The 9514-nt window shown below is 35.4% G+C and carries 11 protein-coding genes and 1 pseudogene; 3 read left to right on the forward strand and 9 right to left on the reverse strand.

Annotation, left to right across the window (positions count from 1 at the left end; translation table 11 throughout):
• Positions 1-176: 176 nt before the first annotated feature.
• From ABIZ51_05465 to ABIZ51_05475, 3 genes are all read right to left on the reverse strand, one after another.
• The gene (locus ABIZ51_05465) at positions 177-410 is read right to left on the reverse strand and encodes a hypothetical protein (protein ID MEO7088225.1); all 234 of its coding nucleotides are present in this window, start codon (positions 408-410) and stop codon (positions 177-179) included.
• Positions 411-520: 110 nt separating this feature from the next.
• Complete coding sequence (gene fsa, locus ABIZ51_05470; protein MEO7088226.1) at positions 521-1168, reverse strand: fructose-6-phosphate aldolase; 648 nt, start codon at positions 1166-1168, stop codon at positions 521-523.
• A 103-nt stretch (positions 1169-1271) separates the two neighbouring features.
• On the reverse strand, positions 1272-1700 hold the full coding sequence (locus tag ABIZ51_05475; protein ID MEO7088227.1) for a hypothetical protein: 429 nt from the start codon (positions 1698-1700) through the stop codon (positions 1272-1274).
• A gap of 57 nt (positions 1701-1757) precedes the next feature.
• On the opposite strand from ABIZ51_05475, the gene ABIZ51_05480 reads away from it, so the two are divergent.
• A complete protein-coding gene (locus ABIZ51_05480; GenBank protein ID MEO7088228.1) occupies positions 1758-2273 on the forward strand; it encodes a YetF domain-containing protein in 516 nt (171 codons plus the stop codon).
• Between the two features lie 25 nt (positions 2274-2298).
• Positions 2299-2811: a TlpA family protein disulfide reductase gene (locus ABIZ51_05485; GenBank protein ID MEO7088229.1), complete on the forward strand. Its 513-nt coding sequence runs from the start codon at positions 2299-2301 to the stop codon at positions 2809-2811.
• A gap of 37 nt (positions 2812-2848) precedes the next feature.
• Here the strand turns inward: ABIZ51_05485 and ABIZ51_05490 are convergent, their stop codons facing one another.
• Entirely contained in the window at positions 2849-3661 is an 813-nt protein-coding gene (locus ABIZ51_05490; protein ID MEO7088230.1) for an SDR family oxidoreductase, read from the reverse strand.
• 947 nt (positions 3662-4608) lie between these two features.
• Between ABIZ51_05490 and ABIZ51_05495 the strand changes: the two genes are divergently transcribed.
• On the forward strand, positions 4609-4863 hold the full coding sequence (locus tag ABIZ51_05495) for a SemiSWEET transporter (protein ID MEO7088231.1): 255 nt from the start codon (positions 4609-4611) through the stop codon (positions 4861-4863).
• A 55-nt stretch (positions 4864-4918) separates the two neighbouring features.
• Here ABIZ51_05495 and ABIZ51_05500 read toward each other — a convergent pair.
• From ABIZ51_05500 to ABIZ51_05520, 5 genes and pseudogenes are all read right to left on the reverse strand, one after another.
• Positions 4919-6547, reverse strand: a pseudogene (locus ABIZ51_05500) (acyl-CoA carboxylase subunit beta).
• Between the two features lie 46 nt (positions 6548-6593).
• Entirely contained in the window at positions 6594-8081 is a 1488-nt protein-coding gene (locus tag ABIZ51_05505; GenBank protein MEO7088232.1) for a carboxypeptidase M32, read from the reverse strand.
• Positions 8082-8107: 26 nt separating this feature from the next.
• Entirely contained in the window at positions 8108-8521 is a 414-nt protein-coding gene (locus ABIZ51_05510; protein ID MEO7088233.1) for a DUF423 domain-containing protein, read from the reverse strand.
• Between the two features lie 9 nt (positions 8522-8530).
• On the reverse strand, positions 8531-9409 hold the full coding sequence (dapA, locus tag ABIZ51_05515) for a 4-hydroxy-tetrahydrodipicolinate synthase (protein ID MEO7088234.1): 879 nt from the start codon (positions 9407-9409) through the stop codon (positions 8531-8533).
• 33 nt (positions 9410-9442) lie between these two features.
• On the reverse strand, positions 9443-9514 hold a 72-nt coding region (locus ABIZ51_05520), incomplete at its 5' end, for a lipoprotein-releasing system ATP-binding protein LolD (protein MEO7088235.1).

Raw genomic sequence — 9514 nt, forward strand, 5'->3', positions numbered from 1 at the left:
GTGTTTGTTTGAGTGCCAGCAAACAAAAAATTCAAGAAAGCATAATTCCTGCCGCACATGCTTTTTAACATTGTATGCTTTTCTTTCCTTTTCAATGCGCTTTAATGTATTTTCTAATCTATACATCCGCACATTTTCAAATCTTCAATTTATTCTACATTTTAAATTAAACGTGCCTATGGCTTAGGTAAACGTGTCATACGACGAACTAAATTTGACTCACAACCAGCTGGGTTTGCCTCACAACCAGTTGGGTTTGCCTCACAAATAGGTGGGTTTATCATACAACCAGATGGATTTGTCATACAATCAGATGGATTTGCCTCACAACCAGTTGGTTTTGTCATACAATCAGCTGGGTTTGCCTCACAACCACCTGGTTTTGTCATACAATCAGTTGGATTTGTCATACATCCAGCGTAATTTGCCTTAGGACAAGCTAAATTAATGAAGCAACACACTCAAAAATTTAACTATTTAGGAGTGTATTGCCTTATTTGTAGTAGAAATGACTTTTTGCTTATTTTTTAGCGTCGGCTAAAAACTGCGCTAAACCGCTGTCGGTTAAAGGATGTTTGAGCAAAGCAACAATCGCGCTAAGCGGACATGTAACAACATCGGCACCAATTTTTGCACAGTTGATAATGTGCATCGGATGGCGCACAGAAGCTGCTAATATTTGGGTGTTGTACCCATAATTATCATAAATCAAACGGATGTCATCAATGAGTTGTAAGCCATCTGTGGAAACATCGTCTAACCTTCCGATAAAGGGAGAAACGTAGGTTGCGCCAGCTTTTGCGGCTAACAAAGCTTGTCCTGCCGAAAAAACCAAAGTGCAATTGGTACGAATGCCTTTGTCGCTGAAATAACGAATGGCTTTTACGCCTTCTTTAATCATCGGAATTTTAACGACAATTTGTTTGTGGAGCTTCGCCAATGCTTCGCCTTCTCTCACCATTCCTTTAAAATCGGTAGAAATTACTTCGGCACTTACATCACCCGTAACAATTTTACAGATGTCCACATAGTGTTTTAAAATGTTTTTTTCGTCTTTGATACCTTCTTTCGCCATCAAGGATGGATTAGTGGTAACTCCATCTAAAACGCCCATGTCTTGAGCTTCTTTTATTTGCGCGAGGTTGGCAGTGTCTATAAAAAACTTCATCTTTTAGTGTTTGAAAATTTATTTTTCAAAGGTAAAAATAGGAGCGGAGTTAACCCAAAATTTAATTAACAAGTTATCAAGGTTTTTTATTTAATGCGGTATCCTATCTTGTTTTATTTACCAAAATAGTATTTCCATTGATTTGAAAAGTCCAAGAATTATTAAATATTTTGGGTAAATAGCGTTTGTATAAATTATTTCTGGCGCTTAATTTAGTAGTACTTTCGCCTTCCTTTTCTAATCCGGTAAATTCGTACGTCATCATTTTAGGATGTTCTTGCATAAACAATAACACCACTTTCACAATGGTATTCATTACTCGGTACAATTCGCCTTTATTAGTCAGGGAGTATTCTTCGCCGTCGTATTCTTCATTCGTAACGCCAAAAACAATGGTGGCGTGTAAAATATTGTCTTGTCTTCTGCCAAAGCGGACTTCGTAATTGATTTCGCTATCGGTAGTAAAAAAATAAACTCCTGCTGTACTTATAGGCGGAAGAATAATTTCATATTCTTTCACACAACCTGTCATTTTTATTAAATTTGGAGGCTAAAATATAAAATATATAGTTACTTATCTGAATTATTTATGCACGCTATTTTAATTATTGTTCTGCGTTCTTCCATCGTTTATCTTTCGATCATCCTATTCATTCGGCTTTTCGGTAAAAAAGAAATCTCTCAACTTTCGGTTATTGATTTAGTTTTTATTTTATTGATAAGCAATTCCGTACAAAACGCCATGGTTGGCGACGACAGCAGTTTGCAAGGCGGATTAATTGCAGCAGCTACCCTTTTCGGAATCAATGCGGTGTTACGTTATTTTTCATATCGAAATAAAAAAATTGCAGAACTCCTACAAGGCTCGCCGGTATTACTAGTTTACAGTGGACATATTTTAGAGGATCATCTAAAAAAAGAACATATTTCGATGGACGAATTAGAAGAAGCCATACGCGAACACGGCGTGAAAAACATCAAAGAGGTAAATTTGGCAATGCTGGAAACAGATGGAAACATTAGCATCTTATCCGAAAACTTCACAAAAAGAACAGCTCGAAGACGCCGACCGCACAAAGCCTTGATGAATAGTAATTCGGTATAATACTTGCTAAACACATCTCAAAACGATGAAAATGTCTTTTAAAACACCTATCAAAAAAATAATTTTTCTGACTTTCCTTGTCGGCTTTTTTTCGATGAATGTGCTCGCACAAACTATTCCTCTCATTAAAGTAACCGATTTGTTAAAACGCATCAAAAGCAATAACGACACTACTTATGTGGTTAATTTTTGGGCAACTTGGTGCGTGCCTTGTGTACGCGAAATGCCTAATTTCGAAAAAGTAAATGAAGAATTTAAAAACGAAAAGGTGAAAGTGTTATTGGTAAGTATTAATTTCCCGAAAGAGTTAGACAGTCTTGTTATTCCTTACGTAAAACGAAAAAAAATAAAATCGGAAGTGATGTTGTTGAACGAATTAGACATGGATTATTTTGTGCCTTTGGTTAGTCCGAAGTGGCATTACGCCGATATTCCAGCTACTTTGTTTGTGAACAATAAAAAAGACGTGTACGATTTTTATCAACAAGAAATGACCCTTGATTTCTTGGAACAAAAAATTAAGGCTTTGAAAAATTAATTTTTCAAAGCCTTAAAAAAGCATATTCCGAAAAGTATTATTTTGCAAATTTCTCCATTGCCTCTGCACTGATTCCGGTATTGGAATAGCCACCATCGTGAAAAAGATTTTGCATCGTAACCATTTTCGTCAAATCAGAAAATAAGGTAATGCAATAATCTGCACAGGCTTCTGCACTTGCGTTTCCGAGCGGAGAAACTGAATCTGCAAAATTGTAAAAATCTTCAAACCCTTTAATACCGCTGCCAGCAGTTGTTTTTGTAGGCGATTGAGAAACCGTATTGATACGCACTTTTTTCTCTTTTCCGTAATGATAACCGAAACTGCGCGCAATGGATTCGAGCATCGCTTTTGCTTCTGCCATATCGTTGTAAAAAGGATACGTACGCTGTGCTGCAATGTAGCTAAGGGCTACCACACTTCCCCAATCATTAATTGCATCTAATTTTTTCGCCACACTTAACATTTTATGAAGCGAAATAGCAGATACATCTACACTTTTATGAAAAAAATCGTAATTCAAATCGGTGTACGGAAGTCCTTTGCGGATGTTCGGCGACATTCCGATGGAATGCAACACAAAATCAATTTTTCCGCCTAACACTTCTTGCGATTTCGTAAATAGATTCGTCAAATCTTCCACAGAAGTAGCGTCAGCAGCGATAATTTGCGATTTAGTGCTTTCAGCCAATTTATTTATTTCGCCCATTCGCATTGCAATTGGAGCGTTGGTGAGTGTAAAAATAGCTCCTTCGGCATGGGCTTTCTCTGCCACTTTCCATGCAATGGAGTTGGTATCCAATGCTCCGGAAATAATTCCGCGTTTGCCTTTTAGTAAGTTATATGCCATATTTTTTGATTTGAAAAATTATTTTTTTGAACGTTCTTTTTGATAAGTGGCAAATATAAAAAAATGTTGGTGAAATAGATTAGAAAAAAAATTACAGCTAAAAATCCTTCTTGCAATTTTAATCCAAATAAAAACATCAAGGTTTGTTTTTTCAATATAAAAGCCACCTAAATTTTCTCCAATTAATTTTACTTCTTTTTTCTTTTTCCTTTTGTCTTACAAACAATAGAAAGAAGTAAAGAAAAATTCAAGGCTTGGATTCCTCATTTCATTTTGTTAAAATTTTATTCGAAATCCGATGCCATTTTTTTGAGCTTTCTAACTTGAAACCAAAAATATACGTTATTTTTGAAATGTAAAATTTATTTGGGAATTATAGCATTAGCACAACTATAAAAACGAAAATGAATATTAAAAAAATCAAGTACATCATAGTTGACATTAAAATTAATGGTATTAAAATTAAATAAGCTTAAAGTTCAAGGCATCTTAAAAATCCTTTTAAGTAATTATTTACATTTATTAGCAATTTACTTCGGTTTCTACTTGTCAATAATTATTTCGCAAATATTTGAACACAGCTATTTTTCATGGTCATCAACTCTGTTTGGAAGTTTGTTAGGGATATCACTTTTAATATTGGTTTACGGACTCGATGTACTTTGGATTCTTTTCTAACAATTGTCATTCTTGACATTATTTTATTTTCATTCAATCAACGTTGGACAAAGGAAAAACTAATCATTAAATGGGCTATAATTGTGACACCTTTTATCAATGCAGCTTTTGAGTATAAATATTGGGCTTGGCTGACAATTTCCATTTTATTTTTATTGACACAACTTTATAGAGAAAAACTAATTTTAAAAATCATTAATAAAAGAAAAAATCAGGACTAACAGCAGGTTTGGTAATAGTCTGACGCGCAAATTATAACTCAATAAATTATGCACACATTTACAATAATCGGTTTAGCTGCTGCTACTTGTACAACTATTTCATTCTTACCACAAGCCATTCAAGTAATAAAAACTAAACACACGAAAGATTTATCTCTTGCGATGTATTTAACTTTAACAATTGGAGTTTTCTTGTGGCTTGTTTATGGAATTATGATTTCAGATTTACCCGTGATTATTGCAAATGCAATTACGTTGATATTTGCATCTACAATTTTGATAATGAAACTTAAATACAAATAAATAATCTATTCTCTTTTCCTCATCACATTATCATCTAATTACTTTTTTCAAAAAACTACGTCTGAATAACACCCACATTATAAGGTTTTGTAATAGGCGCATTATTCGCCATTTCAATTCCCATCGAAATCCATTTGCGTGTATCCAATGGGTGGATGATGGCGTCTAACCAAAGTCGAGAAGCCGCGTAATAAGGCGTTGTTTGGGTATCGTAACGCTCTTTAATTTTATTGTATAATTCTTTTTCTTTTTCAGGATCAATGATTTCTCCTTTTCCTTTCAATGATGCCACTTCAATTTGCACCAACACTTTTGCAGCTTGAGCTCCGCCCATTACAGCTATTTGCGCAGTGGGCCAACCCACTATCAAACGCGGATCATAAGCCTTTCCGCACATTGCATAATTTCCGGCACCGTACGAATTTCCGATAATCACTGTAAATTTTGGAACAACAGAATTACTCATTGCATTTACCAATTTGGCTCCATCTTTAATAATTCCGCCTTGTTCGGAACGAGAACCAACCATAAATCCGGTAACATCTTGCAAAAATAAAAGCGGAATTTTTTTCTGATTGCAATTCATAATAAAACGCGCCGCTTTATCCGCAGAATCAGAATAAATAACGCCACCAAATTGCATTTCGCCTTTTTTCGATTTCACTACTTTGCGTTGATTGGCAATGATTCCAACCGACCAACCTTCAATTCGCGCCAATCCGCACAAAATACTTTGTCCGTAACCTTCTTTGTATTCTTCAAATTCTGAATTATCCACCAAACGCTCGATAACTTCGTGCATATCATATTGTTTGTCGCGGGCTTCAGGAATAATTCCTAAAATTTCTTTCTCGGCTTTTTTCGGTTTTTTTATTTCTGCTCTGTTAAAACCAGCTTTTTCGGTATCACCAACTTTGTCAAAAATATTTTTTATTTTATCTAAACAATCTTTGTCGTCTTTGCATTTATAATCGGTAACACCTGATATTTCACAATGAGTAGTAGCTCCGCCCAAAGTTTCATTATCAATATTTTCACCGATGGCAGCTTTCACTAAATATGATCCAGCTAAAAATATAGTTCCGGTTTTATCTACAATCAAGGCTTCATCGCTCATAATCGGAAGGTAAGCACCGCCAGCAACACAGCTTCCCATAATAGCAGAAATTTGTAAAATCCCCATCGAAGACATAATCGCATTGTTGCGAAAAATGCGTCAGAAATGTTCTTTATCCGGAAAAATCTCGTCTTGCATTGGCAAATAAACACCTGCGCTGTCCACCAAATAAATAATCGGCAAACGATTTTCCATCGCAATTTCTTGCGCGCGCAAATTTTTCTTTCCGGTAATCGGAAACCATGCGCCCGCCTTTACAGTTGCATCATTCGCAACAATCATACATTGCTTTTTATTCACGTAACCAATTCCTGTAATTACGCCACCTGCAGGACAACCACCGTGTTCCTTGTACATATCTTCGCCCGCAAATGCACCTACTTCAATGAAACGACTTCCTTTGTCAATCAAGTAATCTACGCGTTCACGCGCAGAAAGTTTTCCTTGCTCGTGTTGTTTATCAATTTTCGCTTTTCCACCTCCGAGATAAATTTTTTCCAATTTTTTCTCCATCTGCGAAATCAGCAGTTTCATTTTGTCTTCGTTTTTATTAAATTCTAAATCCATAAAAAAGTGTTTAAAAAATTATTTTTTTGAAAGCGTTTTTTTTCTGTTATAACTGATAAAGATCGCTGTACTTAGCTTTCGCGTAGTCCATAAAATAATTGAAATTTAATTTTTCGCCTGTTACGTGAATGCACATTTCTTCGGCAGAATAAAATTTTCCGAAGCGATGAATTTTTTCACGCAACCAATTTAGCAAAGGAAGCATTTCGCCATTTTCAATTTGTTTTTCCAAATTAGAATTTTCTTTTTTTGCTTGCGCGAAAAATTGAGCGGCATAAAAACTTCCCAACGAATAAGTTGGGAAATAGCCGAAACTTCCGTGCGACCAATGAATATCTTGCAACACGCCTTCCGAATCATTCGGCACATCAATACCTAAATATTCTTTGTATTTATTGTTCCAATAAGTTGGTAAATCTTTTACTTCAATGCTTCCTTCAATCAATAATTTTTCGATTTCAAAACGAATCATCACATGGAAATGATACGTCAATTCATCCGCAGAAGTACGAATTAAGGAAGGTTTCACAATATTAGCCGCTTTGTAAAAATCTTCGGCACTTACATTTTTTAAATTCTCAGGAAAATAATTTTGTGCTTTTTTATAGTTTGCTTTCCAATAAGCGCGGCTTCTTCCCACATTATTTTCCCACAAACGCGATTGTGATTCGTGGATGCCGAGCGAAATTGCTTCGCCCGTTGGAAGTCCGTAATCGTCTGCATTTAAGCCTTGTTCGTACAATCCGTGTCCACCTTCGTGAATGCAACTCCAAATCATTTCGTTAAAATTATTTTCGTTGATGCGAGTGGTAACGCGCACATCATTCACATTAAAAGAAGTGGTAAATGGATGCGAAGAAATATCTTGTCTGCCCGAATCGAAATTATAATTCATCTGTTTCAACAAATCAATTCCGAAATCCCATTGTTTGTCTTTCGGAAAATGCGTGAACATAAAACTTTCATCAAGCTGTTTCTTTTCAGATATTTTTTTTACAAAATCAACCAATTGCTGACGCACATTTTTAAATAAAATATCTAAATCTGCGGTCTTTGCTTTTGGCTCGTATTGGTTCAACATGGCGTTATACGGATGATCTTCATAACCGAGCAATTCACATTCCTGACGTTTCAGCTTCACTAATTTTTCTAAATGTGGCGCATAAAGCGAAAATTTATTTTCCTTCTTTGCCTTCTGCCACGATTGAAAACATTCAGAAATTGTTTTGCTCATTTCTTGCACAAAAGCAGTAGAATATTTTTTTCTGTCGGTATAATCTTTCAGCGATTCAGAAATATTTTTTTTCTGCTTCGCATCCAATGACGAATCTTTCGAAAGCTTTTCCAACAAATCGCCTAACTCCGTTGCTGTTGATAATTCGTGCGAAATTCCAGCCAACGTGGACAATTGTTGCGCGCGTTTATCAGCACCTTTTTCCGGCATATATGTTTCTTGATCCCAATTTAAAACAGAAGCGGCATAATTTACATCGGCAATTTTTGCCATCAATTCTTGATATTTTTTATAGCTCATAAATAAGTGTTTGAAAAATTATTTTTTTAAGAAAGGTTTTTTGCTTTAAATGCAGCGATGAAAAGTGTTGTCCAACCTGCAATGAAAGATAATCCGCCCAAAGGCGTTATTGGTCCAAGCCAATTCAAATTGCCTATTCCGATAAGATTTTGTGTGGAAAGTAAATAGATAGAACCCGAAAAAATTATCACGCCAACAATAAAAAAAACACTTGTTAAACGCATTAATTTCACATCTAATTTATCCATCAATAAAACAATCAATAGCAATGCGATACTGTGAAATAATTGATATTTTGAAGCCGTTTCAAATGCGTGAATATCTCTCGGAGTAATTTGTCCGCCTACCAATTTGCTTTCTAAAAAGTGTGCTGCCATTGCGCCAAAAATAATTGCAGTAAGTCCGAAAACAGAAGCGAACAATAAAATTTTTCTTTTCATTTTATTCAATCAATTGTATTTTTTTATCAAATCGGTCAATTCTTTTTCCACTTGTTTGTTTACATTTACAAGCGGCAAACGCAGATTCTGCTTGCCAATTCCAAGTAGTTCCAACGCAGCTTTTATTCCTGCCGGATTTCCATCTGTAAATAAAAGTGTTATAATTCCCGTTAATTTGTAATGTAATTTCCGCGCCTTTTCCATGTTTCCGGCAAGTGCTTGACGCGTCATTTCAGCAAAATCTTTCGGGAAAGCATTTGCCACAACCGAAATCACGCCATCTCCTCCGCAAGCAATAATAGGTAATGTGAGCATATCATCACCAGAAATGACCAAAAAGTTTTTCGGTTTGTGTTGAATGATTTTCATGCACTGTTCTAAATTTCCAGAAGCCTCTTTTATCGCAATAATATTTTTAATTTCATTGGCTAATTTCAAAGTAGTTTCGGCAGTAATGTTGGAAGCCGTTCGTCCTGGAACATTATACAAAATAACAGGAACAGGCGAAGCTGCCGCAATGGCTTTATAATGTTGAAAGAAGCCTGTTTGATTGGGTTTGTTGTAATAGGGCGCAACAGAAAGTATCGCTTCAATACCTTTAAAATTTTGCTTTTTTATTTGCTCCACAATCTCCATTGTATTGTTTCCGCCCATTCCGAGCACAATTGGCAAACGCTTGTTGGTAAATTCCACAACAAAATTAACCACTTCTTGTTTTTCTGCTGTTGATAAAGTAGCCGATTCTCCAGTAGTACCAAGCACTACCAAATATTCTACTTTTCCGTTTATCAGATGTAAAATTAATTTTTCAAGTGCTTTAAAATCTATTTTTTTTTCTTTTGTGAAAGGCGTAACAATTGCTACTCCTGTACCTTTTAAGTTAATCATTTCGAGAATTTATTTTTTCGTAAAAATAATTTTTTATTCGATAATTCTTCCGTCTTTCATCACTAATTTTCTATCCGCCATATTTGCCAATTCCTCGTTGTGCGT

It is taken from the genome of Bacteroidia bacterium, from assembly GCA_039924845.1.
Classification (GTDB): Bacteria; Bacteroidota; Bacteroidia; order DATLTG01; family DATLTG01; genus DATLTG01.

Excerpts from the sequence above, each read along its gene's own strand:
- ABIZ51_05465 (MEO7088225.1), bottom strand. The coding sequence starts at position 410 with ATGACAAATCCAACTGATTGTATGACAAAACCAGGTGGTTGTGAGGCA.
- fsa (MEO7088226.1), bottom strand. The coding sequence starts at position 1,168 with ATGAAGTTTTTTATAGACACTGCCAACCTCGCGCAAATAAAAGAAGCT.
- ABIZ51_05475 (MEO7088227.1), bottom strand. The coding sequence starts at position 1,700 with ATGACAGGTTGTGTGAAAGAATATGAAATTATTCTTCCGCCTATAAGT.
- ABIZ51_05480 (MEO7088228.1), top strand. The coding sequence starts at position 1,758 with ATGCACGCTATTTTAATTATTGTTCTGCGTTCTTCCATCGTTTATCTT.
- ABIZ51_05485 (MEO7088229.1), top strand. The coding sequence starts at position 2,299 with ATGAAAATGTCTTTTAAAACACCTATCAAAAAAATAATTTTTCTGACT.
- ABIZ51_05490 (MEO7088230.1), bottom strand. The coding sequence starts at position 3,661 with ATGGCATATAACTTACTAAAAGGCAAACGCGGAATTATTTCCGGAGCA.
- ABIZ51_05495 (MEO7088231.1), top strand. The coding sequence starts at position 4,609 with ATGCACACATTTACAATAATCGGTTTAGCTGCTGCTACTTGTACAACT.
- ABIZ51_05505 (MEO7088232.1), bottom strand. The coding sequence starts at position 8,081 with ATGAGCTATAAAAAATATCAAGAATTGATGGCAAAAATTGCCGATGTA.
- ABIZ51_05510 (MEO7088233.1), bottom strand. The coding sequence starts at position 8,521 with ATGAAAAGAAAAATTTTATTGTTCGCTTCTGTTTTCGGACTTACTGCA.
- dapA (MEO7088234.1), bottom strand. The coding sequence starts at position 9,409 with ATGATTAACTTAAAAGGTACAGGAGTAGCAATTGTTACGCCTTTCACA.